Source organism: Pseudomonas cichorii (assembly GCF_018343775.1).
GTDB classification, from domain to species: domain Bacteria; phylum Pseudomonadota; class Gammaproteobacteria; order Pseudomonadales; family Pseudomonadaceae; genus Aquipseudomonas; species Aquipseudomonas cichorii.
Genome location: NZ_CP074349.1, coordinates 5,646,854 through 5,671,934, shown reverse-complemented (window position 1 = coordinate 5,671,934; position 25,081 = coordinate 5,646,854). Strand labels below are relative to the sequence as shown.

Sequence of the window (25,081 nt, the reverse complement as noted above, 5' to 3'; positions counted from 1 at the left end):
CAATTGGCGTTTTTTTCACACTTGATCTGGATAATCCGGCTGCCTCTCATCCGAGGGCTTTAGGTTATGGTTGCGTTATATCAGCTCAGGAATTCATGAATGGCCAGGCTTCCCGCGTCTCAAAATAGCCGTTTCCGTCTGTTGGGCATGCGTTGGTATGCATGGTTGCTACTGGTTCTGGTCATGGGATATGCCCTGGCGTTTGTGATGCACTGGGATGATCGTGCATTGCTATGGGTCAAAGAAGGCTTCCAGAGCAAGGCGTCCCGCAGCGCCAGCATCTGGCTCCCGGACTACAAGGTAGAGATCGATGCCAAGCCATTGCCTGGCATGGAGAAGGACGAAGCCTCCGATCTGTCTTACAACCCGGTGACCAAGACATTGTTCTCGGTCATGGGCAAGCATCCGTTCCTGGTAGAGCTGACCCTCAAGGGCGATGTAGTGCGCAAGATCCCTCTGGTGGGCTGGAGCAACCCCGAGGGTATTGCCGTCCTGAATGACGGCCTGATCGGAATTACCGACGAACGCCAGCATGTACTGAGCATCGTCAAGGTGACCGCCGAGACCACGACGCTGAACATGGCCGATTTCCCGAAATACGACCTGGGTCCTTCAAAGAACCAGAACAAGGGTTTTGAAGGCGTGGCCTGGGACCCGGTCCGTCAGCAGATATTGCTGGGTGAAGAGCGTCCACCTGCCTTGTTTACATGGAAGAGTGATGGCAGTGACGTCTTGAAGGGCGAGAAGCAAAAAGTCACCAGTATCTCGCTGGACGTGCGCAACCTTTCTTCATTGAGTATCGACCCTCGCACCGGGCATACGCTGGTGCTTTCTGCCGACTCACACCTGTTGCTGGAAATTGACGAAAACGGACAGCAAGTCAGCTTCATGACCCTGCTGGGTGGCATGAACGGCTTGAAAGACACTATTCCGAGGGCAGAAGGTGTGGCGCTGGACGAGGAGGGGACGTTGTATATGGTCAGCGAGCCGAACCTGTTTTATTCGTTTCGCAAATAGTGAAGCGTGAAATGGCATTGCGCTATTAAGCATGAATTCAGATTCCCGTGATATTCATGCTGCCCGATTAATATTTGAGTTGCCTTGATGCGTCTCCCTATCCGATCTGCCCTGTTGTTTTCGTTGATGATTGCGCTGGCTGCATTGCTGTTTTTTGCGGATCGGGAGTATCGCTTCGTGAAGCGCGCTTCGTTTGCCTGGCAGATGCTCTGGCAATCGGATTCGCAACAGACTGTCGGCCTTGATCGCTATAAGGTCGAGATCGAAGGGCAGGTGATCGAAGGGCTTGAGGATGATGTCTCGGCCCTGAGTTACGACCCGGATCGCAAAAGCCTGTTCACGGTGACCAACCAGAAGAACGAAATGGTCGAGCTGAGCCTCGATGGTCGTATCCTGCGACGTATTCCCTTGAACGGTTTCGGCGATTCGGAAGCCATCGAGTACATCAGCCCTGGCGTTTACGTGATCAGCGACGAGCGTCAGCAGCGTTTGCTCAAGGTTCATGTCGACGACAACACCCAGACCCTCGATGCCGCCGATGCCGTGCAACTGACATTGAGCATCGACGTGGGGCGCAACAAGGGCTTTGAAGGCCTGGCCTACGATATCAAGGGCCAGCGGCTGTTTATCGCCAAGGAAAGCGAGCCGGTGCAGATCGTCGAAATACGCGGTTTCCCCCAGAGCAGTAACAGCCTTGGCGTCATTTTCGACAGAAAACGCGATGCAGGCCTGTTTGTGCGCGACATGTCCAGCCTGTACTTCGATGCCCCGACGGGCCACTTGCTGCTCATGTCCGATGAGTCGAAAAAGATTCTGGAACTCAATGACGAAGGTCGCCCGATTGCCAGCGCTTCCTTGAAAAAGGGCAAGCTGGGTTTGAGCAAGGATGTGCCGCAGGCCGAGGGTTTTACCCTGGATGAAGAGGGGACGCTCTACGTGGTGAGCGAGCCGAACCTGTTCTACAAGTTTCGCAAGCCATAAGACTGGTTCAGGCCAGAGTCCCGCGACGGGAGCTCTGGCCACACTGACCGCGGCTTAGCGGGTCAGGGTTTTCACGCCTTCGGTGGTACCCAGCAACAGCAGGTCTGCACCGCGAGCCGCGAACAGGCCGTTGGTGACCACGCCCACGATGGCGTTGATCTGCGTTTCCAGCTCCACCGGGTTGGTGATGCTCATGTTGTGTACGTCGAGAATGATATTGCCGTTGTCGGTCAATACGCCTTCACGATAGACCGGGTCGCCGCCCAGCTTGACCAGTTGGCGTGCAACATGGCTGCGCGCCATCGGGATGACTTCGACCGGCAGCGGGAATGCGCCCAGCACCGGCACCAGCTTGCTGCCATCGGCGATGCAGATGAAGGTCTTGGCCACGGCGGCCACGATCTTCTCGCGAGTCAGCGCAGCGCCGCCGCCCTTGATCAGGTTCAGGTGCTCGTCGCTTTCATCGGCGCCGTCGATGTAGAACTCCAGATCGCTGACCGTATTGAGTTCATAGACCGGAATACCATGGCTCTTGAGGCGGGCTGCCGTGGCTTCGGAGCTGGCTACCGCGCCATCGAAGGAGGCCTTGTGCCTGGCCAGCGCATCGATGAAGCAGTTGGCCGTGGAGCCGGTGCCCACACCGATGATGCTCTTGTCGTCGATCTTGGGAAGAATGAAATCGACAGCGGCTTGAGCCACGGCCTGTTTGAGTTGATCCTGAGTCATGCGGGCTCCACGGTGCCAAAGGTGCAAAAAGGGGCCGCATTATAGCGATGACTGCGCCGCAAAGCCCCGTCATTCGTATGGTCGTTCATCGGAGTGCAGAGTAGACTTCTCGGCCTTGCTCCCTTCGCCAGTGATATCGCCCCGATGCTCGAACAGTACGTCAAGAAAATCCTCACTTCCCGCGTCTATGACGTCGCTGTCGAAACCCCGCTGCAGGGCGCCCGCCAGCTTTCCGAGCGTCTGGCAAACCAGATATTGCTCAAGCGCGAAGACCTGCAACCGGTGTTCTCCTTCAAGATTCGCGGGGCCTACAACAAGCTGGCGCAACTGAGCCCTGAAGAACTGGCGCGTGGCGTGGTGACGGCTTCGGCAGGCAACCATGCGCAAGGCCTGGCGTTGGCGGCGAAAGTCTTGGGCATCAAGGCGACCATCGTCATGCCCAAGACCACGCCCGAGATCAAGGTCGAGGGTGTGCGCTCCCGTGGCGCTCAGGTGGTGCTGCATGGCGACTCCTTTCCAGAAGCCCTGGCTTACTCCCTCAAGCTGGTGGACGAGCAAGGTTTTGTTTACATCCATCCTTACGATGACCCTGACACCATTGCCGGACAAGGCACGGTGGCCATGGAAATCCTGCGCCAGCAACCGGGCCAACTGGATGCCATTTTCGTCCCGGTGGGCGGTGGCGGCCTGATTGCGGGTATCGCGGCCTACGTCAAATACCTGCGTCCGGACATCAAGGTCATCGGTGTCGAACCCGACGACTCCAACTGCCTGCAAGCCGCCATGGCGGCGGGTGAGCGGGTAGTGTTGAATCAGGTCGGGCTGTTTGCCGATGGCGTGGCAGTGGCGCAGATCGGCCATCACACCTTTGAAGTCTGCCGTCACTACGTCGATGAAGTCATCACCGTCAGCACCGACGAAATCTGCGCAGCCATCAAGGACATCTACGACGACACCCGCTCTATCACCGAACCGGCCGGTGCGCTGGGCGTGGCGGGGATCAAGAAGTATGTAGAGCAACGTGGCATCAGCGGCCAGACCCTGGTGGCCATCGACTCCGGCGCCAACGTCAACTTTGACCGCCTGCGCCATGTGGCTGAGCGTGCCGAGCTGGGTGAAGGTCGCGAAGCCATCATTGCCGTGACCATCCCCGAGCAGCCCGGCAGCTTCAAGGCGTTCTGCCAGGCCATCGGCAAGCGCCAGATCACCGAATTCAACTACCGCTACCACACCGACCGCGAGGCTCATATCTTCGTCGGCGTGCAGACCCACCCGGACAACGACCCGCGCAGCGCCTTGATTTCAAGCCTGACGGAGCAAGGGTTCCCGGTGCTGGACCTGACCGACAACGAACTGGCCAAGCTGCATATCCGCCATATGGTCGGCGGGCATGCCGAGCGGGTCAGCGATGAAGTGGTGCTGCGTTTCGAGTTTCCGGAACGGCCGGGTGCGCTGTTCAACTTCCTTAACAAGCTGGGCGGGCGCTGGACCATCTCGATGTTCCACTACCGCAACCACGGCGCCGCCGATGGCCGGGTGGTGGCCGGGCTGGTGGTGCCGGAAGAAGAGCGGCATCTGGTGGGCGCAGCGCTGGACGAGATTGGCTATCCGTATTGGGACGAGAGCCAGAATCCGGCGTACAAGCTGTTTCTGGGGTAAACGAACGGTAGGGGCGAATTCATTCGCGGCGCCGCCCGATTCGTTCCTACCTTGATTTGCTACGCTCCATACAGCTTCGCCTGCAAGGGATGTCCGCAATGGAATACATCACAGCGCTGAAAACCCTGCATATAGCCGCCATCACGCTATGGCTGCTCAGCGCCTTGGGTCTGGCTTTCTGGGTTATCAAGAAAGAGGCTCATGGCCGCCTTATGCAGCGCCCGGCCTTGTTTGTCTGGCTGCTGATGGCCGTCTGCCTGGCAATCCTGCCTTTCAGCGGATGGTGGCTGGTTCATCTGCTGGGCTGGTCATTGGGCCAGACGTGGGTGTTGGCCAGTAGTGTGCTTTATGTCGTGGGGCTTTTCGGTTGGGTCTGGCTGGTGAGTCGGCTGGCCGGGAAAGCTGGCAATCTGCGGTTCACACTGGCTCTGGCAATCATGTCTACCGCTTGTTTCATGGCGATGGCCGGTCTGATGTTCTTCAAACCGGCCTGACCGCTGTAGCCATCAGCGCAGTGAAATCACCTGCCAGCCGCGTTTTTCTGCTTCTGCACGCAGTTTCGGGTCCGGGTCCACGGCCACTGGATGGGCGACTTGCTCCAGCAGTGGCAGGTCGTTCATGGAATCGCTGTAGAAATAGCTGCCTTCCAGACTGAATGCATGCTCTTCAAGCCAATGATTGAGGCGGGTCACCTTGCCTTCACGGAAGCAGGGTATACCTGTCGTGCGCCCGGTATAGCGCCCGTCGACCAGCTCGCATTCGGTCGCCAGCAGGGTGTCGATCCCCAGGCGGGCGACGATCGGAGCGGTCACGAAGCGGTTGGTGGCGGTTATGACCACCAGTTTGTCGCCTGCGTCACGGTGTTTGGCGATCAGTTCCAGCGCTTTGGGCAGTACGATGGGTTCGATGCAGTCGCGCATGAAATCCCGGTGCCATTCATCGAGCTGAGCCATTTCGGTCCGGCCCAGGATTTCGAGGGTGAAATTCAGGTAGTCGGTCAGGTTGAGCGTGCCGGCCAGGTAGTCTTCATAGAATGCGTCGTTGCGCGTCTTGTACGTAGCGGCATCGAGGATGCCGCGTTCGCACAGGTAATCGCCCCAAGCGTGATCGCTGTCACCGCCCAGAAGTGTGTTGTCGAGGTCGAATAAAGCCAGGCGCATGTGGTTACTCGCTGAAATAACTGAAAAAAGAGCACAAGAATACGAGGTTTTCACAAGACTTCACATAAGGTGCTTAGGCTCGTTGCTGCTTTGAGCGCCTTTGTGGAACAATGCGGCGACATGCGTTTGCGAGGTTGTTGCCGTGATCGACCCCGATGGTTTCCGTCCTAATGTCGGGATTATTCTGACAAACGATGCTGGTCAGGTCCTATGGGCTCGGCGTATTAACCAAGATGCCTGGCAGTTTCCACAGGGTGGAATAAACCCTCAGGAGACGCCGGAAGACGCGCTGTATCGCGAATTGAATGAAGAAGTCGGGCTGGAACGACAGGATGTGCAGATTCTGGCCTGTACCCGCGGTTGGTTGCGTTATCGTCTGCCGCAGCGACTGGTCCGTACTCATAGCCAACCGCTATGTATCGGCCAGAAACAGAAGTGGTTTCTCCTGCGCCTGATCTCCAACGAGCAGCGGGTGCGGATGGATTTGACCGGTAAACCGGAGTTCGATGGCTGGCGTTGGGTCAGCTATTGGTACCCGTTAGGCCAAGTGGTGACATTCAAGCGCGAGGTGTATCGACGCGCACTCAAAGAGCTTGCCCCGCGCCTTTTATCGCGCGACTGACACGGAGTTCGACCCCGAGCCATGCTCAATACGCTGCGCAAGATCGTCCAGGAAGTAAACTCCGCCAAGGATCTCAAGGCGGCGTTGGGCATTATTGTGTTACGCGTCAAGGAGGCCATGGGCAGCCAGGTCTGCTCGGTCTATCTGCTTGACCCCGAAACCAACCGTTTCGTGCTGATGGCTTCCGAGGGTCTGAACAAGCGCTCCATCGGCAAGGTGAGCATGGCGCCGAACGAGGGCCTTGTGGGGCTTGTCGGTACTCGCGAAGAGCCGCTGAACCTCGAAAACGCCGCCGACCACCCCCGTTACCGCTACTTTGCCGAAACCGGTGAAGAGCGTTATGCCTCTTTCCTTGGCACGCCGATCATCCACCACCGTCGTGTGGTGGGCGTGTTGGTGATCCAGCAAAAGGAGCGGCGTCAGTTCGACGAAGGGGAAGAAGCCTTCCTCGTCACCATGAGTGCTCAACTGGCAGGCGTAATCGCCCATGCCGAAGCCACTGGCTCGATCCGCGGTCTGGGTCGCCAAGGCAAGGGTATTCAGGAGGCCAAGTTTGTCGGCGTGGCTGGCTCGCCCGGTGCGGCAGTGGGTGTGGCGGTGGTCATGCTGCCTCCCGCCGACCTGGAAGTGGTCCCGGATAAAGTCGTCACCGATATCGATGCCGAACTGGCCCTGTTCCAGAATGCGCTGGAAGGCGTGCGCAATGACATGCGGACCCTGTCGGCCAAGCTGGCGACTCAGTTGCGTCCTGAAGAGCTGGCGCTGTTCGATGTTTACCTGATGATGCTCGATGACGCTTCGCTGGGTAGCGAAGTGACCAACATCATCAAGACCGGCCAATGGGCGCAGGGTGCCTTGCGTTCGGTGGTGAACGAGCACGTCAACCGTTTCGAGCTGATGGACGACGCCTATCTGCGCGAGCGTGCATCGGACGTCAAGGACCTGGGCCGCCGTTTGCTGGGTTACCTGCAGGAAGCCCGGCAACAGGCGCTGGTCTACCCCGATAACACCATTCTGGTCAGTGAAGAGCTGTCCCCGGCCATGCTCGGCGAAGTGCCGGAAGGCAAGCTGGTCGGTCTGGTGTCGGTACAGGGTTCGGGTAACTCCCACGTGGCGATTCTGGCGCGGGCCATGGGCATTCCCACGGTCATGGGCCTTGTGGACTTCCCTTATTCCAAGGTGGATGGCATCGACCTGATCGTCGATGGCTACCACGGTGAAGTCTTCACCAACCCCAGCGACATCATGCGCCAGCAGTTCACCAAGGTGGTGGAGGAGGAGCGCCAACTGTCCCAGGGGCTCGATGCCCTGCGCGAGCTGCCTTGTGTGACGCTGGATGGCCATCGCATGCCGCTGTGGGTCAACACCGGCCTGCTGGCCGACGTCGCCCGTGCCCAGCAGCGTGGCGCCGAAGGTGTCGGTCTGTATCGCACCGAAGTGCCGTTCATGATCAACCAGCGTTTCCCGAGCGAAAAGGAACAGCTGGCCATCTACCGTGAACAACTGGCGGCCTTCCATCCGCTGCCGGTTACCATGCGCAGCCTGGACATCGGCGGCGACAAGGCGCTGTCCTACTTCCCGATCAAGGAAGAAAACCCGTTCCTGGGCTGGCGTGGCATTCGTGTCACCCTCGACCACCCGGAAATTTTCCTGGTCCAGACCCGCGCCATGCTCAAGGCCAGCGAAGGCCTGAACAACCTGCGCATTCTGTTGCCGATGATTTCCAGCACCCATGAAGTGGAAGAGGCCTTGCACCTTATTCACCGGGCATGGGGCGAAGTCCGCGACGAAGGCACCGATGTGCCGATGCCGCCTGTGGGCGTCATGATCGAAATTCCGGCTGCGGTCTATCAGACCCGCGACCTGGCTCGTCAGGTGGACTTCCTGTCCGTGGGCTCCAACGACCTGACCCAATACCTGCTGGCGGTTGACCGCAACAACCCGCGTGTCGCCGACCTCTACGACTACCTGCACCCGGCTGTGCTGCAAGCGCTGCAAAGCGTCGTGCGCGATGCCCATGCCGAAGGCAAGCCGGTGAGTATCTGCGGAGAGATGGCGGGCGATCCTGCAGCGGCTGTGCTGTTGATGGCGATGGGCTTTGACAGCCTGTCGATGAACGCCACCAACTTGCCGAAAGTGAAATGGATGCTGCGCCAGATCAACCTGAGCAAGGCCAAGGAACTGCTGGCCCAGTTGATGACCAACGACAACCCGCAAGTGATCAGCAGCTCCCTGCAACTGGCACTGCGCAATCTGGGCCTGTCCCGGATGATCAATCCGGGGTCGGTCAAGGGACATTGAGGCCGCACTACCCGTGGGAGCGAATTTATTCGCGATAGGCCCGTAAATGTATAACCTTCAATGACGTCTCGCGGATAAATCCGCTCCTGCGAATTCATGATTCATCCATCGCCCATGCCTAGAGCATCCTGCCGGGCTCCGGTAACATGCCCGACTGATTTCTACGGGGTAGCCCAAGACCGCCGGCGCCGACAGGTGCAATAAGTTTTCATGATCGCGGGCTGGCCGAGGCCCTGTTATCGCCGCATAGTCTGGCTTCGTGCATGGGCGTCTGTTCCCTGATTTAACCGCTTTTGTATTTGGTCGCTCGCAAGAGCGTTCCCATTGAGGAGTTGCAATGCTGCCTTACCCGCAGATTGACCCGGTAGCCGTATCACTCGGCCCGCTGCAGATTCACTGGTACGGACTGATGTATCTGGTCGGCATAGGTGGCGCATGGCTGCTTGCGTCGCGTCGCCTGAACGCTTTCGACCCGACCTGGACCAAGGAAAAACTCTCGGACCTGATTTTCTGGCTGGCCATGGGTGTCATTGTCGGCGGGCGTCTGGGTTATGTGCTGTTCTACGACCTGTCGGCCTACCTCGCCAACCCGCTGCTGATCTTCGAGGTATGGAAAGGCGGCATGGCCTTCCACGGTGGGTTTGTCGGCGTAATGCTGGCGGCCTGGTGGTTCGGCAGACGCAATGGCAAGACCTTCTTCCAGTTGATGGACTTCGTTGCTCCGCTGGTGCCGATTGGTCTGGGCGCCGGGCGTATCGGTAACTTCATCAATGCCGAGCTGTGGGGCAAGCCAAGCGATGTGCCATGGGCCATGGTCTTCCCGCCTTTCAGCGACCCTGCGCAACTGGCGCGTCATCCGTCGCAGCTGTATCAGTTCGCCCTGGAAGGCGTGGCGCTGTTCATCATTCTCAACCTTTATGCACGCAAACCGCGCCCGACCATGGCCGTTTCCGGCATGTTCGCCCTGTTTTACGGGATCTTCCGCTTCATCGTCGAGTTCGTCCGCGTACCCGACGCGCAACTGGGCTATCTGGCGTGGGGCTGGGTCACCATGGGTCAGATCCTGAGCCTGCCGATGATCATTGCGGGTCTGGCCATGATCTGGCTGGCCTACAAGCGCGAACCTGCTGTCAAAGCAACGGTATAACACTGAAGCGCCGGGCGAGTTTGCCCGGCGGATTCAAGGATGCAGGTAATTTATGAAGCAATATCTTGAACTCGTCGCCCATGTGATCAAGCACGGGACCTTGCAGTCCAACCGCACCGGGGTGAATACCATCAGTTTCCCCGGCGCGATGCTGCGTTATGACCTTCAGGAAGGTTTCCCGGCCATCACGACCCGGCGCATGGCTTTCAAGTCGGCTATCGGTGAAATGGTCGGTTTCCTGCGGGGCGCCAACAGCGCGGCCGAGTTCCGTGAACTGGGCTGCAAGGTCTGGGATCAGAACGCCAACGAGAACGCTCAGTGGCTGAACAACCCGTTCCGCAAGGGCGAGGATGACCTGGGCGAGATCTACGGCGTGCAGTGGCGCAAATGGCCTGCCTACAAGCGCATCGCAACCGGCAATGCCGCAGCGATCGAGCTGGCGGTCAGCCAGGGCTACAAGCAGATTGCCGAGTCCGAAGAAGACGGCGAAAGCTTTGTGGTGCTGTACAAGGCCATCGACCAGATTCGCCAGTGCGTCGACACCATCATCAAGGACCCGGGCAGCCGTCGTATCCTGTTCCACGGCTGGAACTGCGCGCAGCTTGATGAGATGGCCTTGCCACCTTGTCACCTGCTTTACCAGTTGCACCCGAACCAGCAGACCCGGGAAATCTCCCTGACGCTGTACATTCGCTCAAACGATCTGGGCCTCGGGACGCCGTTCAACCTCACCGAAGGCGCTGCACTCCTGAGCCTGATCGGTCGCCTGACCGGCTACACGCCGCGCTGGTTCACCTATTTCATCGGTGATGCCCACGTCTACGAAAATCATCTGGACATGCTCAACGAGCAGCTCACCCGTGAGCCGTTCCCGATGCCGAAGCTGGTAATCTCGGACCGTGTGCCCGAGTTCGCCAAGACTGGTATCTACCAGCCGGAATGGCTGGAACTGATCGAACCTTCCGACTTCTCCCTGGAAGGTTATGAGCACCATCCGGCGATGACAGCGCCGATGGCGGTATAGGGGAAAGCGGCAAGCCTTAAGCTACAGGCTGCTTGAGGCTTATAGCTTGCAGCTTCAGTGCCCATGACTCTTGCCCACATGGGAAGGTTCGCCTTCTACCGGCGCGACCGCGCCTGTCACTTCCAGCCGTTCCAGAATCCCGCAATGGTCCGACTCCCCGTCGCCACAACGGCGACGCAGGTCCAATAGCTGTTCCTGAAGGACTTGCAGGCTGGCGATGCGGGCGTTGACGTGTTCGATGTGTTCGTCGATCAACGCATTGACGCTTTCGCACTGGTCCTGCGGGCTGTCGCGCAGGTTGAGCAGGCTGCGGATTTCTTCCAGGGTCATGTCCAGGCTTCGGCAGTTGCGGATGAACGACAGCCGTTCCACATGCGCCTGGGTGTACAAGCGGTAATTGCCGTCGCTGCGGGCCGGAGCAGGCAGCAGGCCTTCACGCTCGTAATAACGAATGGTTTCGACCTGAGCATCCGTCAACTTTGCCAGTTCGCCGATTTTCATAGGATTCATCTCGTTTGAGCGCTTGACCCTATAGTGGCTACAGGGTGTTCACTTGGCAACAAGTAGATCCCGGGAGCCGACCATGGGCCAGATTACAAAGATTTCTCCACCGCATGACGACAACAAGGATGATCACAAGCACGCCCATTCGTGCTGTTCCAGCGCAGCTGCGCCTGCCACTGTCACTTTTGACGAGGCACCGGCAGCCGGTGGGCGTCTGAGCAGTTTTCGCATCGAGCAGATGGATTGTCCGACCGAGCAGACGCTGATCCAGAACAAACTGGGCAAGTTGCCGGGTGTGCAGAAGCTGGAGTTCAACCTGATCAATCGCATCCTTGGTGTGTGGCATGACCTGCCGACGACCGAGCCGATTCGTGAAGCCATCGGTTCGCTGGGCATGCAGGCCGAGCCCATCGAGGAAGGCACTAGCCAGGATGCCCCGGCGACACCTGCGCCGAAAAAGCACTGGTGGCCTCTGGCGCTGTCCGGTGTGATGGCGCTGGGTGCGGAAATCGTCCATTTCGCTGAGCTTGGCCCGACCTGGGTCGTGGCGTTGCTGGCCATTGTTTCGATCCTCAGTTGCGGCCTGACCACCTATAAAAAGGGCTGGATCGCGCTGAAGAACTTCAACCTCAATATCAACGCCTTGATGAGCATCGCGGTGACTGGCGCGGTCCTGATCGGCCAATGGCCTGAAGCGGCAATGGTGATGTTTCTGTTCACCGTGGCCGAACTGATCGAAGCCAAGTCGCTGGACCGTGCCCGTAACGCGATCAGCAGCCTGATGCAGTTGACGCCCGATGTGGCGACCGTCAGGCAGAGTGATGGAAACTGGGTTGAAACCGAGGTCAAGAGCGTCGAAATGGGTGCTATCGTGCGGGTTCGACCGGGTGAGCGGATCGGTCTGGATGGCGAGGTGGTTTCGGGTAACTCGACCATCGATCAGGCACCGATTACCGGCGAAAGCCTGCCTGTGGAAAAAACCGTGGGCGACAAGGTCTTTGCCGGCACCATCAATCAGTCCGGCTCGCTTGAATACCGGGTGACGGCTGCCGCGAGCCATTCCACGCTGGCGCGGATCATTCATGCGGTGGAAGCGGCTCAGGGCGCGCGGGCACCGACCCAGAGTTTTGTCGATAGTTTTTCGCGAATCTATACCCCGGTGGTGTTCCTGACGGCACTGGCCGTAGCCCTGATTGCGCCGCTGTTCTTCGGCGGTGCCTGGTTCGACTGGATCTATCGGGCGCTGGTATTGCTGGTCGTGGCCTGCCCGTGTGCCCTGGTGATTTCCACGCCGGTGACCATCGTCAGCGGTCTGGCCGCTGCGGCGCGCAAGGGGATTCTGATCAAGGGTGGCGTCTATCTGGAAATGGGCCGCAAGCTCGATTACCTGGCTCTGGACAAGACCGGCACCATCACCCATGGCAAGCCGGTGCAGACTGACTATCTACCGCTGGATGTGACTGTCTCCGACAGTGCGCCAGCCATTGCTGCCAGCCTGGCTGGTCGCTCCGATCACCCGGTTTCCCAGGCCATCGCGAAGGCGTCGGGGCAAGGGCAGGGTTTGCATGAGGTCAGCGCTTTCGAGGCATTGCCGGGGCGGGGCGTGAAAGGCGAGATCAATGGCCAGCTCTACCACTTGGGCAACCACCGTCTGGTCGAAGAACTGGGGCTGTGCTCGCCGGAGCTTGAAGCCAGGCTCGATGCACTGGAAATACAGGGCAAGACCGTGGTTCTGCTGCTGGATACCTCAGGCCCGCTGGCGCTGTTCGCGGTGGCCGATACGGTCAAGGACAGCAGCCGCGAGGCTATCGCCCAGTTGCACGAGCTTGGCATCAAGACCCTGATGCTGACCGGTGACAACCCGCACACCGCCAAGGCCATCGCTGAGCAGGTGGGGATCGATCAGGCTCAGGGCAATCTGCTGCCTGTGGATAAGTTGCAGGCCATCGAAGACTTGTATGCACGCAATCATCGCGTCGGCATGGTGGGCGACGGTATCAACGATGCCCCTGCGCTGGCCCGTTCGGAGATCGGTTTCGCCATGGCTGCGGCGGGCACTGACACTGCCATTGAGACTGCCGATGTCGCCCTGATGGACGACGACCTTCGCAAGATCCCGGCCTTTATCCGGTTGTCACGCGACACCTCGGCGATACTCAAGCAGAACATCGCGTTGGCGATTATCACCAAGGTGTTCTTTCTGGGCATTACCTTTGCCGGGTTGGCGACCATGTGGATGGCGGTGTTTGCCGATATGGGTGTGAGCTTGCTGGTGGTGTTCAACGGGTTGAGGTTGCTCAAGAAGTGAGCTGCTTTTGAGCTTTTCGCGAATGAATTCGCTCCGCTATGGGAGCGAATTCATTCAGCGGGATCAACCAAACCTCTCCTGCCCCCAGGCAATAAACGTCTCCAGCAATCCTTTCAATACCTCTCGGGTCGGTGCCGCAAGGTCAGGGCGGTAATGGAAAGGGGCGAACTCTTCCATGTAGGTGCTCTGCGCCAGTTCCAGTTGTACGGCGTGGATGTTATTGGCAGGGTCGCCGTAATGGCGGGTGATATGGCCGCCCTTGAAGCGACCGTTGAGCACATGGCTGTAGTCCTTGGCGGCTGCGCACACATTTTCCAGCCTGCCTGCCAGTTGCGGATCACAACTGGCACCGTTGAAGGTGCCGAGGTTGAAGTCCGGCAGGCGCCCGTCGAACAGATGCGGGACGTGGCCGCGAATGGAGTGGGCATCGAACAGCAGCGCATAACCGAACTCATCGCGCAGGCGTTGCAGCTCTTGCTCCAGCGTCTGGTGGTAAGGCACCCAGATCTGTTGCAGGTAGCTGGCGCGCTCGGCCGCGTCGGGCTCCTGGCCCTCCTTGAACAGCGGCACGCCGTCGAACAGGATCGAAGGAAACAGTCCGGTCGTCGCACCGGCATACAGCGGTTTGTCGTCGGACGGGCGATTGAGGTCGATGACGAAGCGCGAATACTCGGCAGCCAGGGTACTGGCCCCAAGCTCGGCCGCAAAGTCGTAAAGGCGTGGGATGTGCCAGTCGGTGTCGGGCAGGCTCAAGGCTTCGTCCACCAAGCCGGCTTTGACTGCCGGTGTCAGCTTCAGGCCCGCATGAGGCATGCTGATCAGCAGCGGGACGCGACCACGCTTGAATGTCAGAACGTTATCCACAGGGCTCTCCTTCAGATCGATGATTCGACGCCGTGGCGCACGATGCGTTTATCCAGGTCGCCGCCCAGCCAGTAGGCCAGATCGGCAGGGCGTTCGATGTTCCAGGCGACGAAGTCCGCTACCTTGCCGATTTCCAGCGAGCCATGGGTTTTATCCAGGCCCAGTGCCTTCGCGGCATTGAGGGTGACGCCTGCCAGGGCTTCTTCAGGCGTCATGCGGAACAGTGTGCAGGCCATGTTCAGCATCAGGCGCAGTGACAGGCCGGGCGAGGTGCCGGGGTTCATGTCGGTGGAGATGGCAATCGGCACGCCATGCTTGCGCAGGGCATCCATCGGCGGCAGTTGGGTTTCGCGCAGGAAGTAATACGCGCCCGGCAGCAGCACGGCGACGGTTCCGGCAGCGGCCATGGCAATGGCGTCGTCTTCGGTCATGAACTCCAGATGGTCCGCCGACAAGGCCTGATAACGCGCCGCAAGGCTTGAACCGCCCAGTGACGAAAGCTGTTCGGCATGCAGTTTTACCGGCAAACCCAGTTGCTTTGCGGTGATAAATACCTGCTCGACCTGCGCTGGCGAAAACGCCAGGTACTCGCAGAACGCATCCACGGCATCCACCAGACCTTCCTCGGCCAGTGCCGGAAGCATGTCGTCGCAGATATGCCGGATGTAATCGTCGGCGCGGTTGGTGTATTCCGGCGGCAGGGCGTGGGCGGCCAGACAGGTGCTGCGCACGGTGACGGGCAGGCTGCTGCCCAGGCGACGGATCACCTTGAGAATCTTGCGTTCGCTTGGCAGATCCAGGCCGTAGCCGGACTTCATCTCGACAGTGGTCACTCCGTCGCGCAGCAGATGCTTCAAGCGTCGCTCGGCACTGGCGAACAGTTCGTCCTCGCTGGCTGCGCGTGTCGCCCGTACCGTGCTGGCTATGCCGCCGCCTGCAGCAGCGATCTCGGCATAGCTCACGCCTTGCAGGCGCTGCTCGAATTCACCGCTGCGATTGCCACCGAATACCGTATGAGTGTGGCAATCGATAAGGCCCGGCGTGACCCAGGCGCCGCCCAGGTCTACGGTGCTGCCAAAATCAGTTTCCGAGAGCTGATTGTGAGGCCCGATCCAGTGGATGAATGCTCCAGAGGTCACGATGGCGGCATCCTCGATGATCGAGTAGTTGCCTTGCGCCATGGTTGCGATGTGACAGTTCTTCCAGAGTGTTGTCATCCCGGGCCTCCTTGGGTCATTGGGTGTTTTGGGTGTGTCTGGGTTTTATCCAGAGGTAGTAGGCGATGACCAGCAGCACAATCCAGATCGCGCCGACGATCAGCGCAGCCCGGTTATCCGGGAAGTAGCCCAGCACGCCGAAGATGAACAGCATGAAGACGATGGCGGCAGCCGGCCCATAAGGCCAGAACGGGACCGGGAACTTCAGTTGTGCAACTTCTTCGCGGCTCATGGAGCGGCGCATGGCAACCTGGGTCAGCAGGATCATCAGCCATACCCAGACCGTGGCGAAGGTGGCCAGGGAGGCGATCAGCAGGAAGACGTTCTTCGGGATCAGGTAGTTGAGCAGCACGCCAGCCAGCAGCGTCACGCCCATGACCACGACTGTCATCCATGGCACGCCCTGGCGCGACAGTCTGGCAAAACCGGCCGGGGCCTGACCTTCGAGCGCCATGCCATACATCATGCGGCCTGCGCCGAAGATGTCGCTGTTGATGGCGGATACGGCAGCCGAGATCACCACGATATTGAGAATGGTCGCCGCTGAAGCGATGCCCAGATTGTCGAAAATCTGCACGAACGGGCTGCCTTGAGTGCCGATCTGTGGCCATGGGTAAATGGACATCAGCACGAACAGGGTCAGGACGTAGAACAGCAGAATGCGCAGCGGCACGGCATTGATGGCCTGTGGCAGCGTGCGTTGCGGGTTCTTGGCTTCGCCCGCCGTGATACCGATGATTTCGATGCCGCCAAAGGCGAACATCACCACGGCCAGCGAGGCGATCAGGCCGCCGATGCCATTGGGCATGAAACCGCCGTGGGCCCAGAGGTTGCTGATCCCGATGGCGTTGTCGCCAGTGGATGAACCGATGCCGAACAGCATGATGCCGAAACCGGCCACGATCATCGCTACGATGGCGCCGACCTTGAGCAGCGACAGCCAGAACTCGGTTTCACCGAACACCTTGACGTTGCACAGGTTGAGCGCGCCGATCAGGAACACGATGCCCAGCACCCAGATCCAGCGCGGCACTTCCGGGAACCAGAAGCCCATGTAGATCCCGAACGCGGTGACATCGGCCAGACAGACGATGATCATCTCGAAGGCGTAGGTCCAGCCCAGCACGAAACCCGCCAGAGGGCCGAGATAACGGCTGGCGTAATGGCTGAACGAGCCGGAGGTCGGGTTGTGCACGGCCATCTCACCAAGGGCGCGCATCACCATGAAGACCGCTGCACCACCGATCAGATAAGCCAGCAGAACCGCAGGCCCCGCTTGCTGGATTGCGGCGGCAGAGCCATAGAACAACCCTGTGCCGATGGCAGAGCCCAGAGCCATGAAGCGAATGTGGCGGGCGGATAACCCGCGTTTCAAACCAACTTTTGACGTCATTTCCGTCCATCTCATTACTGGGTATGGCAAATAGCTGCGAGAACACCTGCTTCCGGCTTCCCGCAGCGAACTACCATTGCGAGCCCTGCCAGGCTCGCGGTACATCACAGACTGGGTAGCAGACGTGCAGGAACCAACGGGTTCAGGCAAGTTGAGGACAACAGCTGGCTGGCAGCTTCTATGTCCGGTGCAAAAAAACGATCCTTCTCATAGGGCGGTACTTTGCTGCGCAGTACGGCGCGGGCCTGCTCCAGTTTTGGAGAGGTTTTGAGGCCGTTGCGCAAGTCCAGTCCCTGGCATGCAGCCAGCCATTCTACGGCAAGAATCCCGCGAACGTTTTCTGCCATTTCCCATAACCGCTTGCCGGCTGCCGGAGCCATGGAAACATGGTCCTCCTGATTGGCTGAAGTCGGCAGGCTATCGACGCTGTGCGGATGGGCCAACGCCTTGTTTTCACTGGCCAGGGCAGCAGCCGTGACCTGGGCGATCATGAAGCCGGAGTTGACCCCACCGTTGGCCACCAGGAAGGGCGGCAACTGCGACATGTGCTTGTCCATCATCAGCGAAATGCGGCGTTCGCTCAGGGAACCGATTTCCGCGATGGCCAGCGCCAGATTATCGGCGGCCATGGCAACCGGTTCCGCGTGGAAGTTGCCGCCGGAGATCACATCGTTTTCGGCTGCGAACACCAGCGGGTTGTCGGAGACGGCGTTGGCTTCGATCTCCAGCACTTCGGCGGCCTGACGCAACTGGGTCAGGCAGGCACCCATGACCTGTGGCTGGCAGCGCAGGGAGTAAGGATCCTGAACCTTGTCGCAGTTGCGATGGGATTCGGACACTTCGCTGCTTTCACCCAGCAGGTCGCGATAGCAGGCAGCGGCATCGATCTGGCCACGCTGGCCGCGAGCGGCATGGATGCGGGCGTCGAAAGGCGAGCGCGAGCCCAGCACCGCTTCTACGGTCAGCGCGCCGCAGGCCATGGCTGCGGCGAACAAGTCTTCACCCTCGAACAGGCCGCGCAGTGCGAACGCGGTGGAAACCTGCGTTCCGTTGAGCAATGCCAGACCTTCCTTGGCAGCCAGAGTCAGCGGTTTCAGGCCTGCCACTTCAAGCGCATCGACGGCATCGAGCCATTCGCCTTTGTAGCGAGCCTTGCCTTCGCCCAGCAGCACCAGAGACATATGGGCCAGCGGCGCGAGGTCACCGGAAGCACCCACCGAACCCTTGAGCGGGATATGTGGATAGACCTCGGCATTGATCAGGGCGATCAGGGCATCGATCACCACGCGCCGGATGCCGGAGAAACCACGGCTCAGGCTGTTGACCTTGAGCACCATGACCAGACGCACCAATTCGTCGCTGATCGGCTGCCCGACACCGGCGGCATGGGACAGCACCAGAGAACGCTGCAGGTTTTCCAGGTCCTCGCTGGCGATGCGCGTCGAAGCCAGCAGGCCGAAACCGGTGTTGATGCCATAGGCCGTGCGGTTTTCGGCCAGGATGCGTTCCACACAGGCAACGCTGTCTTCGATCTGCTGATCGGCGCTGCTATCGAGCTTCAGCGTTACCGGTTGCTGATAGATCGCTCGCAGTTGCGCCAGGGTCAGTTGGCCGGGGGTCAGATTCAATGACTTGGCAGAGGGTTTGGTCACGATGCAGCTACTCCTTGATTGATGTCAGGCGGTTGCTCTTTTGAAGCATGCCGCCTTGCAGCCCTGTTGTTATGGGGTTGTCGTCTGTTCACGACCGTGCCGGAAAATCCTCTCCAGCACTTCTTCGTTCTTGAGTACGGCTACGCTGCTGGCAATATCCGGGGCCAGCCAGCGGTCTTGGTCATACGCGGGGATCTGCTCACGCAGTGCGCGCCAGGCAATGTCGGTGCCTGCCCCAAAATGCTGTTCCTTGAGGAACTCAAACGCCTGGGCCGCCAGCAGGTATTCGATGGCCAGAATCTGCGTTGCGTTGCCCAGTACCTTATGCAGCTTCAAGGCAGCGCTGGTGCCCAGGCTCAGATGATCTTCCTGCAAGCCCGAGGTGACATAGTTATCGACCACCGCCGGTTGTGCCATCTGGCGGTTTTCTGCGCACAGCGAGGCGGCCACGTACTGGACGATCATCATCCCCGAGTTGACACCCGGCTGGCTGACCAGAAAAGCCGGCAGACCGCTGACGGCCGGGTTGATCAGTCGATCCAGACGCCGCTCGGCAATCGAACCCAGCTCCGCCACCGCCACACACAACAGATCCGCCGCCATGGCGACTGACTGACCGTGCGGGTTGGCTTGCGACACCACGCGGTAATCGTCAGGAGTGCCCAGCAGCAACGGGTTATCGGTGACCGCATTCAGCTCGGTTTCGACCTGCCTTATCGCATGGGCCAACTGGTCCCGTGTTGCGCCGTGTACCTGCGGGATAGAGCGTATGCTCAGGGCGTCCTGGGTGCGAATGCCCTGGCTGCTGGCAAGCACTTCGCTGCCCGCCAGCAGGCTGCGCAGGTTTCTGCCGACCTGTTGCATACCCGGATGGGGCTTGAGGGCGATGATGGTTTCGTCGAAGGCATCGAGCTGGCCGCGCAGCGCTTCAAAGGTCATGGCACCGATCACGTCGGCCCATTGCGTCAGGCGCGTGGCGTCGGCAATGGCCAGACAGCTCAGGCCGGTCATGCAGGGTGTGCCGTTGACCAGGCACAGCCCATCCTTGGCGCCCAGTTCAACGGGGTGCAGACCTGCTTCGCTCAATGCCTGCTGCGCTGGAACGATGTGCCCGCGATAACTGACCTGACCCACGCCCAGCAGCGCGATGCCGACATGCGCCATGTGGGTCAGATAACCCACCGACCCCTGCGACGGCACTTGCGGCGTGATGCCTTGATTGAGCAAGGCCAGCAGCGCTTGCACAACCTGACGATGGATGCCGGACTTGCCCTGGCTGTAGTTGAGAATCGCGGCACAGATGATTGCGCGTGTCTGTTCGTCGGGCAGCGGTGTGCCTACGCCACAGGCATGGCTGAGCAATGTGTTGCGCGACAGGCGACTGAGTTGTTCGTCTTCCAGCGAGACGTTGCACAGTGCGCCGAGTCCGGTGTTCACACCGTAAGCCCGCTCGCCACGGGCAACGATGCGCTGAACGATGGCCTGGGCATTGTCGATACGCGCCCAGGCCCGTTCCGACAGCATCAGGTGCGCACCATCACGGGCCACGGCCACCACGTCCTGCCAACCTGTCGTGGCCTCACCGAAAACGATCTGTTCTGCTCGTTGCATCGACACCATCCTTAAACAGTGACTGCGCGCCGCTGCACGAAGCGATCAACGTAATCGTCGGCGGGCGAGTGAAGGATTTCCTTTGGCGTTCCGACCTGAATCAGACGGCCATCCTTGAGAATCGCGATCCGGTTGCCGATGCGCACGGCTTCGTCCAGGTCGTGGGTAATGAACACGATGGTTTTCTTCAGCGTCGCTTGCAGCTCCAGCAACTGGTCCTGCATCTCGGCGCGGATCAGCGGATCAAGGGCGCTGAACGCTTCATCCATCAGGATGATGTCGGTGTCGGCCGCCAGTGCCCGTGCCAGACCAACGCGCTGACGCATGCCGCCAGAGAGCTGGTGCGGGTATTTCTTTTCGTAGCCTTTGAGGCCCACGGTGCTAATCCAGTGCTGCGCACGCTCCTGGCAGAGGGCTTTGCTCTCGCCGCGCACCTTCAGGCCGTACGCCACGTTGTCCAGCACACTCTTGTGGGGCAGCAGGCCGAAGCTCTGGAACACCATGCTGATCTTGTGGCGACGGAATTGGCGCAGGGCCTCCGTGTCGTACTGCAGGATATCTTCGCCATCCACCAGAATCTCGCCGCTGGTAGGGTCGATCAGGCGATTGAAATGGCGCACCAGCGTCGATTTGCCCGAACCCGACAAGCCCATGATGACGAAAATCTCGCCGCTGCCGATCGATAGCGAGAGGTCGTTGACGCCCACCACGCAGCCGGTCTGGGCCAGCACCTGATCCTTGCTCTTGCTCTGCTTTACCATCGCCAAGGCTTCTTTCGAGCGGCTGCCGAAGATCTTGAACACGTTTTTGACGACGATTTTGTTCGGTTCCAGGCTCATTATTTGCTCGCCTCATGCCGTGGGCGGCCATAGGCCTGGGTGATGCGGTCGATGACAACCGCCAGAATGACAATGGCCAGACCGGCTTCCAGGCCGCGCCCGACATTGAGGGTCTGGATGCCCACCAGAACGTCTTCGCCCAGGCCACGGGCGCCGATCATCGAAGCAATCACGACCATCGACAGCGCCATCATGGTGGTCTGGTTGATCCCGGCCATGATGCTCGGCATCGCCAGTGGCAGTTGCACGCCGAACAGTTGCTGCCAGCGATTGGCACCAAAGGCGTTGATCGCTTCCATCACTTCACTATCGACCTGACGGATGCCCAGGTCGGTCAGGCGAATCAGCGGCGGCGCGGCGTAAATCACGGTGGCGAAGATGGCCGGGACCTTGCCCAGGCCGAACAGCATCAGCACCGGGATCAGGTAAACGAAACTGGGCATGGTTTGCATGATGTCCAGCAGCGGCATCAGCACGGAGCGCAGGCGGTTGCTGCGCGCTGAAAGAATGCCCAGAGGAATGCCGATCAACACTGCGATGAAGGTGGCGACCAGCATCAGCGCCAACGTCTGCATCAGCTTGTCCCACAGCCCGACAGCGCCGACGAGGAACAGCAGGCCGACAATCAATGCGGTGGTGACGATTTTTCGCGTCGCATGCCAGGCAATGCCGCCGACGATCATCAGCACCAGCCACCAGGGTGCCATGCGCAGCAGGCTTTCCAGATTGACGATGGCCCACAGCAAGGTATCGGAGATGTGCCGGAACACATCGCCGTACTCGGTGACCAGCGAATCAACCCCGTCGTTGACCCAGTTGGCAATGGAGAAGGTAAAACTTTCGGGAAACATAAGGTGCTCTCGATCAGGTTGTCAGGCACAGCCATGTCGCCTGTGCCTGCGCAGATAATCTGCTCCGGGGTTTACAGAGAGGCCTCAACCTTTTTCGCAGCGTCTTCGCTGACCCACGTGTGCCAGACTTCCGGGTGTTCCTTGAGGAAAATCTTCGCCAGTTTCGGTGATTCGATCCGCTCCTTGGCCATGCGTCCCAGGTTCTGGTTCAGCAGGTCGATGGGCAGATTGACCTTCTCCAGTACGGCGATCAGTTCAGGTGCCTGTTCGTGGAACGCCTTGGAGACACCGACCTTGATGTCGATGGTCTTGTTGACGCCTGGTTCTTCCAGACGAACCAGATCGACTTGCCCCATCAACGGCGTGGGTGACCAGTAATACGTCAGGATCGGCTCACCGCGCTTGTAGCTGGACAGAATAGCCGCGTCCAGTGCCGGGCCGGTGCCTGGGCGGAAGTTGGTGTACTTGCTTTCCAGGCCGTAGGTCTTGAGCATTTCGCTGTTTTCAAGCTCGCAGGTCCAGCCGGCCGGGCAGTTGTAGAAACGGCCTTTACCGGGCTCTTCCTGATCCTTGAACACGGCTGAGTATTGAGCCAGATCTGTGATGGACTTCAGGTTCGGAGCCTTGGCTTCCAGCTTGCGCTTGGCATCGCCTTCAATCACGTAGCGCGGCACGTACCAGCCTTCGACCGCTCCGACCACAGGTGCGCCGACGCCTACGACTTTTCCTGCCGCAGCGGCCTTGTTCCAGACTTCGCTACGGCCTACCCACTCTTCGGCGAAGACCTGAATGTCATTGGTGCTCAGGGCGTTTTCCATGGCGATGGAATTGCCCGGCAACGCATCCACGCTGCAACCGTAGCCCTTGCTCAGGACGACTTGAAGAATGTCGGTCAGCAACATCGCGCTTTCCCAGTTCAGACCGGCAAACTTGACCGGCTTGCCTGACTCGCACCACCCGGCCGCTTGACTTGCACCGGCGCTGACCAGCAGGCCAGCCGATACCAGAGTGGTTAACAGCGCTTTTTTCATTTTCATTGTCGATGCTCCAAAACCTGAAAAGGATGACGGCAGCTTCAAGTAGGCATCCGGCCTGTGGGCGTTATCAGTGTCTATCCTGACTTTTTTCAATGTGACGGCGCTGAACCGCCACACCCATGGCAAATGCCTTTAACGCCCAATCATCGGCAGGTTCAAGCCCTGCTCTTTGGCGCATTCGATGGCAATGTCGTAACCGGCATCGGCGTGACGCATGACGCCTGTCGCCGGGTCATTGTGCAGTACGCGGGCAATGCGCTCGGCCGCTTCATCGGTGCCGTCGCAGACAATCACCATGCCCGAATGCTGCGAGAAGCCCATGCCGACACCGCCGCCATGGTGCAGGGAAACCCAGGTCGCACCGCTGGCGGTATTGAGCAGGGCGTTGAGCAGCGGCCAGTCGGAGACTGCGTCGGAGCCATCACGCATGGACTCGGTTTCGCGGTTGGGGCTGGAGACCGAGCCGGAGTCCAGGTGATCGCGACCGATCACCACGGGCGCAGACAACTCGCCGCTGCGGACCATTTCGTTGAAGGCCAGACCCAGCCTTGCGCGCTGACCCAGGCCGACCCAGCAGATACGTGCCGGCAAGCCCTGGAAGCTGATGCGTTCGCGGGCCATGTCCAGCCAGTTATGCAGGTGTGCATCGTCCGGGATCAGTTCCTTGACCTTGGCGTCGGTCTTGTAGATGTCCTGCGGATCGCCCGACAGGGCCGCCCAGCGGAAAGGACCGATGCCACGGCAGAACAATGGCCGGATGTAGGCGGGTACGAATCCCGGGAAGTCGAAGGCATTGGCGACGCCTTCTTCCTTGGCCATCTGACGGATGTTGTTGCCGTAGTCGAAGGTTGGAATCCCGGCTTTCTGGAAGGCCAGCATGGCTTCGACGTGTTCGGCCATGGACTGTTTGGCCGCTTTGACGACGGCAGCCGGCTCGGTCAGCGCACGGGCGCGGTAGTCTTCCCAGCTCCAGCCTTTGGGCAGGTAGCCATTGAGAGGGTCGTGGGCGCTGGTCTGGTCGGTGACCATGTCCGGGCGCACGCCGCGGCGGACCATTTCCGGCAGGATTTCAGCCGCATTGCCGCACAGGGCTATGGAGATGGCCTTGCCTTCGGCGGTGTAGCGGGCGAGACGCGCCAGAGCGTCGTCCAGGTCGGTGGCTTGCTCATCGACGTAACGGGTCTTGAGACGGAAGTCGATGCGGCTCTGCTGGCATTCGATGTTCAGCGAACAGGCTCCGGCCAGTGTTGCGGCCAGCGGCTGTGCGCCACCCATGCCACCCAGGCCTGCGGTCAGCACCCAGCGGCCCTTGAGGCTGCCGTCGTAATGCTGGCGACCGGCTTCGACGAAGGTTTCGTAAGTGCCCTGAACGATGCCCTGGCTGCCGATGTAGATCCAGCTGCCTGCCGTCATCTGGCCATACATTGCCAGACCCTTGGCATCCAGCTCGTTGAAATGCTCCCAGCTTGACCAGTGCGGCACCAGGTTCGAGTTGGCGATCAGTACACGCGGCGCATTGCTGTGGGTCTTGAACACGCCAACCGGTTTACCGGATTGCACCAGCAGGGTTTCATCGTCGTTGAGCCGGGTCAGGCTCTCGACGATCTTGTCGTAGCACTCCCAGTTGCGTGCCGCCCGCCCAATCCCGCCGTAGACCACCAGCTCTTTCGGGTTTTCGGCCACTTCAGGATCAAGGTTGTTCATCAGCATGCGCAGCGGGGCTTCGGTCAGCCAGCTCTTTGCTGTCAGTTGAGTGCCACGGGCAGCCCGCACTTCGACGTCACGATGGCGGGTCCAGTCTTGCTTGCGGTCTTGATTATTGTCGGTCACAAAAAAATCCTCAGCGATCAATCCAAACCAGCCCGATGACGGGCGAGTGGTGCCTGGCACTCAGGCGAATTCTGTCGGGTAGAGCGTGGGGTATTTATAACCTGTCTCTACTTGTACATACAAGCATATGCAATTGATAGGCCAACTTTGCATGGAGGCTGGTGCGTGGATCGATGGAAGGTTGGAAGCACCTGTAAACATTGGGTTTCAGGTGTTGCAGGTGTGCTGGCTATCAGGAAGGAAGGCTTGTTACTGACGGAGTGCCTTGCACGGTTTTGGGGCGATGGGTAACAGCGCTGTGGTGGGTTTGCCATGTGCTGGGGCTTGGCGGTGATAGT

Annotated in this window: 21 protein-coding genes; 9 read left to right on the top strand and 12 right to left on the bottom strand. The window is 59.7% G+C overall.

The genetic code is table 11. The features are described from left to right. Positions 1 to 99 precede the first annotated feature (99 nt). Together KGD89_RS24480 and KGD89_RS24475 are read left to right on the top strand one after the other, a co-directional pair. Complete coding sequence (locus tag KGD89_RS24480; RefSeq protein ID WP_025262362.1) at positions 100 to 1,017, top strand: SdiA-regulated domain-containing protein; 918 nt, start codon at positions 100 to 102, stop codon at positions 1,015 to 1,017. Positions 1,018 to 1,104: 87 nt separating this feature from the next. Continuing rightward, on the top strand, positions 1,105 to 1,998 hold the full coding sequence (locus KGD89_RS24475; RefSeq protein WP_025262361.1) for an SdiA-regulated domain-containing protein: 894 nt from the start codon (positions 1,105 to 1,107) through the stop codon (positions 1,996 to 1,998). Between the two features lie 54 nt (positions 1,999 to 2,052). Here KGD89_RS24475 and rpiA read toward each other — a convergent pair whose 3' ends face one another. Then, the gene (rpiA, locus tag KGD89_RS24470) at positions 2,053 to 2,724 is read right to left on the bottom strand and encodes a ribose-5-phosphate isomerase RpiA (RefSeq protein WP_025262360.1); all 672 of its coding nucleotides are present in this window, start codon (positions 2,722 to 2,724) and stop codon (positions 2,053 to 2,055) included. Positions 2,725 to 2,868: 144 nt separating this feature from the next. Between rpiA and ilvA the strand changes: the two genes are divergently transcribed. After that, positions 2,869 to 4,383, top strand: a complete 1,515-nt coding sequence (gene ilvA, locus KGD89_RS24465) for a threonine ammonia-lyase, biosynthetic (protein ID WP_025262359.1) — start codon at positions 2,869 to 2,871, stop codon at positions 4,381 to 4,383. A 98-nt stretch (positions 4,384 to 4,481) separates the two neighbouring features. Continuing rightward, entirely contained in the window at positions 4,482 to 4,877 is a 396-nt protein-coding gene (locus KGD89_RS24460) for a DUF2269 family protein (protein WP_025262358.1), read from the top strand. A 12-nt stretch (positions 4,878 to 4,889) separates the two neighbouring features. Here KGD89_RS24460 and KGD89_RS24455 read toward each other — a convergent pair whose 3' ends face one another. After that, positions 4,890 to 5,543 carry a histidinol-phosphatase gene (locus KGD89_RS24455; protein WP_025262357.1) on the bottom strand — a complete coding sequence of 218 codons (654 nt, stop codon included), beginning with the start codon at positions 5,541 to 5,543 and terminating at the stop codon, positions 4,890 to 4,892. Between the two features lie 142 nt (positions 5,544 to 5,685). Between KGD89_RS24455 and KGD89_RS24450 the strand changes: the two genes are divergently transcribed. From KGD89_RS24450 to KGD89_RS24435, 4 genes are all read left to right on the top strand, one after another. After that, positions 5,686 to 6,165, top strand: coding sequence for an RNA pyrophosphohydrolase (locus tag KGD89_RS24450; protein ID WP_025262356.1), 480 nt, complete (start codon positions 5,686 to 5,688; stop codon positions 6,163 to 6,165). A gap of 21 nt (positions 6,166 to 6,186) precedes the next feature. Next, positions 6,187 to 8,466 carry a phosphoenolpyruvate--protein phosphotransferase gene (gene ptsP, locus KGD89_RS24445; protein WP_025262355.1) on the top strand — a complete coding sequence of 760 codons (2,280 nt, stop codon included), beginning with the start codon at positions 6,187 to 6,189 and terminating at the stop codon, positions 8,464 to 8,466. Between the two features lie 337 nt (positions 8,467 to 8,803). Beyond that, entirely contained in the window at positions 8,804 to 9,613 is an 810-nt protein-coding gene (gene lgt, locus KGD89_RS24440) for a prolipoprotein diacylglyceryl transferase (protein ID WP_025262354.1), read from the top strand. Positions 9,614 to 9,665: 52 nt separating this feature from the next. Further along, the gene (locus KGD89_RS24435; RefSeq protein ID WP_025262353.1) at positions 9,666 to 10,637 is read left to right on the top strand and encodes a thymidylate synthase; all 972 of its coding nucleotides are present in this window, start codon (positions 9,666 to 9,668) and stop codon (positions 10,635 to 10,637) included. Between the two features lie 54 nt (positions 10,638 to 10,691). On the opposite strand, the gene cadR is transcribed toward KGD89_RS24435, so the two are convergent. Beyond that, positions 10,692 to 11,138 carry a Cd(II)/Pb(II)-responsive transcriptional regulator gene (gene cadR, locus KGD89_RS24430; RefSeq protein ID WP_025262352.1) on the bottom strand — a complete coding sequence of 149 codons (447 nt, stop codon included), beginning with the start codon at positions 11,136 to 11,138 and terminating at the stop codon, positions 10,692 to 10,694. An 82-nt stretch (positions 11,139 to 11,220) separates the two neighbouring features. Here cadR and KGD89_RS24425 point away from each other — a divergent pair, with 82 nt between their 5' ends. Beyond that, positions 11,221 to 13,449 (top strand): heavy metal translocating P-type ATPase, encoded by a 2,229-nt coding sequence (locus KGD89_RS24425; protein ID WP_025262351.1) that lies wholly within the window; start codon positions 11,221 to 11,223, stop codon positions 13,447 to 13,449. Between the two features lie 63 nt (positions 13,450 to 13,512). On the opposite strand, the gene hutG is transcribed toward KGD89_RS24425, so the two are convergent. From hutG to hutU, 9 genes are all read right to left on the bottom strand, one after another. Beyond that, on the bottom strand, positions 13,513 to 14,313 hold the full coding sequence (hutG, locus tag KGD89_RS24420) for an N-formylglutamate deformylase (protein WP_025262350.1): 801 nt from the start codon (positions 14,311 to 14,313) through the stop codon (positions 13,513 to 13,515). Between the two features lie 11 nt (positions 14,314 to 14,324). Next, on the bottom strand, positions 14,325 to 15,530 hold the full coding sequence (gene hutI / locus KGD89_RS24415) for an imidazolonepropionase (RefSeq protein WP_025262349.1): 1,206 nt from the start codon (positions 15,528 to 15,530) through the stop codon (positions 14,325 to 14,327). Positions 15,531 to 15,546: 16 nt separating this feature from the next. Then, the gene (locus KGD89_RS24410) at positions 15,547 to 16,923 is read right to left on the bottom strand and encodes an amino acid permease (protein ID WP_025262348.1); all 1,377 of its coding nucleotides are present in this window, start codon (positions 16,921 to 16,923) and stop codon (positions 15,547 to 15,549) included. Between the two features lie 104 nt (positions 16,924 to 17,027). Next, positions 17,028 to 18,575: a histidine ammonia-lyase gene (gene hutH / locus KGD89_RS24405; RefSeq protein ID WP_025262347.1), complete on the bottom strand. Its 1,548-nt coding sequence runs from the start codon at positions 18,573 to 18,575 to the stop codon at positions 17,028 to 17,030. Positions 18,576 to 18,644: 69 nt separating this feature from the next. Continuing rightward, on the bottom strand, positions 18,645 to 20,186 hold the full coding sequence (locus KGD89_RS24400; protein WP_025262346.1) for an HAL/PAL/TAL family ammonia-lyase: 1,542 nt from the start codon (positions 20,184 to 20,186) through the stop codon (positions 18,645 to 18,647). An 11-nt stretch (positions 20,187 to 20,197) separates the two neighbouring features. Then, a complete protein-coding gene (locus tag KGD89_RS24395) occupies positions 20,198 to 21,025 on the bottom strand; it encodes a quaternary amine ABC transporter ATP-binding protein (protein WP_025262345.1) in 828 nt (275 codons plus the stop codon). After that, complete coding sequence (locus tag KGD89_RS24390) at positions 21,025 to 21,876, bottom strand: ABC transporter permease (protein ID WP_025262344.1); 852 nt, start codon at positions 21,874 to 21,876, stop codon at positions 21,025 to 21,027. Before KGD89_RS24390 ends, KGD89_RS24395 begins: the two co-directional genes overlap by 1 nt. Before the next feature lie 71 nt (positions 21,877 to 21,947). Beyond that, on the bottom strand, positions 21,948 to 22,913 hold the full coding sequence (locus KGD89_RS24385; RefSeq protein ID WP_025262343.1) for an ABC transporter substrate-binding protein: 966 nt from the start codon (positions 22,911 to 22,913) through the stop codon (positions 21,948 to 21,950). 132 nt (positions 22,914 to 23,045) lie between these two features. After that, the gene (gene hutU, locus KGD89_RS24380; RefSeq protein ID WP_025262342.1) at positions 23,046 to 24,743 is read right to left on the bottom strand and encodes a urocanate hydratase; all 1,698 of its coding nucleotides are present in this window, start codon (positions 24,741 to 24,743) and stop codon (positions 23,046 to 23,048) included. Positions 24,744 to 25,081 lie beyond the last annotated feature (338 nt).

Excerpts from the sequence above, each read along its gene's own strand:
- KGD89_RS24395 (WP_025262345.1), bottom strand. The coding sequence starts at position 21,025 with ATGAGCCTGGAACCGAACAAAATCGTCGTCAAAAACGTGTTCAAGATC.
- KGD89_RS24385 (WP_025262343.1), bottom strand. The coding sequence starts at position 22,913 with ATGAAAATGAAAAAAGCGCTGTTAACCACTCTGGTATCGGCTGGCCTG.
- KGD89_RS24410 (WP_025262348.1), bottom strand. The coding sequence starts at position 16,923 with ATGACGTCAAAAGTTGGTTTGAAACGCGGGTTATCCGCCCGCCACATT.
- lgt (WP_025262354.1), top strand. The coding sequence starts at position 8,804 with ATGCTGCCTTACCCGCAGATTGACCCGGTAGCCGTATCACTCGGCCCG.
- cadR (WP_025262352.1), bottom strand. The coding sequence starts at position 11,138 with ATGAAAATCGGCGAACTGGCAAAGTTGACGGATGCTCAGGTCGAAACC.
- KGD89_RS24400 (WP_025262346.1), bottom strand. The coding sequence starts at position 20,186 with ATGCAACGAGCAGAACAGATCGTTTTCGGTGAGGCCACGACAGGTTGG.
- rpiA (WP_025262360.1), bottom strand. The coding sequence starts at position 2,724 with ATGACTCAGGATCAACTCAAACAGGCCGTGGCTCAAGCCGCTGTCGAT.
- hutI (WP_025262349.1), bottom strand. The coding sequence starts at position 15,530 with ATGACAACACTCTGGAAGAACTGTCACATCGCAACCATGGCGCAAGGC.
- KGD89_RS24425 (WP_025262351.1), top strand. The coding sequence starts at position 11,221 with ATGGGCCAGATTACAAAGATTTCTCCACCGCATGACGACAACAAGGAT.
- ilvA (WP_025262359.1), top strand. The coding sequence starts at position 2,869 with ATGCTCGAACAGTACGTCAAGAAAATCCTCACTTCCCGCGTCTATGAC.
- KGD89_RS24460 (WP_025262358.1), top strand. The coding sequence starts at position 4,482 with ATGGAATACATCACAGCGCTGAAAACCCTGCATATAGCCGCCATCACG.
- ptsP (WP_025262355.1), top strand. The coding sequence starts at position 6,187 with ATGCTCAATACGCTGCGCAAGATCGTCCAGGAAGTAAACTCCGCCAAG.
- KGD89_RS24435 (WP_025262353.1), top strand. The coding sequence starts at position 9,666 with ATGAAGCAATATCTTGAACTCGTCGCCCATGTGATCAAGCACGGGACC.
- KGD89_RS24475 (WP_025262361.1), top strand. The coding sequence starts at position 1,105 with ATGCGTCTCCCTATCCGATCTGCCCTGTTGTTTTCGTTGATGATTGCG.
- KGD89_RS24455 (WP_025262357.1), bottom strand. The coding sequence starts at position 5,543 with ATGCGCCTGGCTTTATTCGACCTCGACAACACACTTCTGGGCGGTGAC.
- KGD89_RS24390 (WP_025262344.1), bottom strand. The coding sequence starts at position 21,876 with ATGTTTCCCGAAAGTTTTACCTTCTCCATTGCCAACTGGGTCAACGAC.
- KGD89_RS24480 (WP_025262362.1), top strand. The coding sequence starts at position 100 with ATGGCCAGGCTTCCCGCGTCTCAAAATAGCCGTTTCCGTCTGTTGGGC.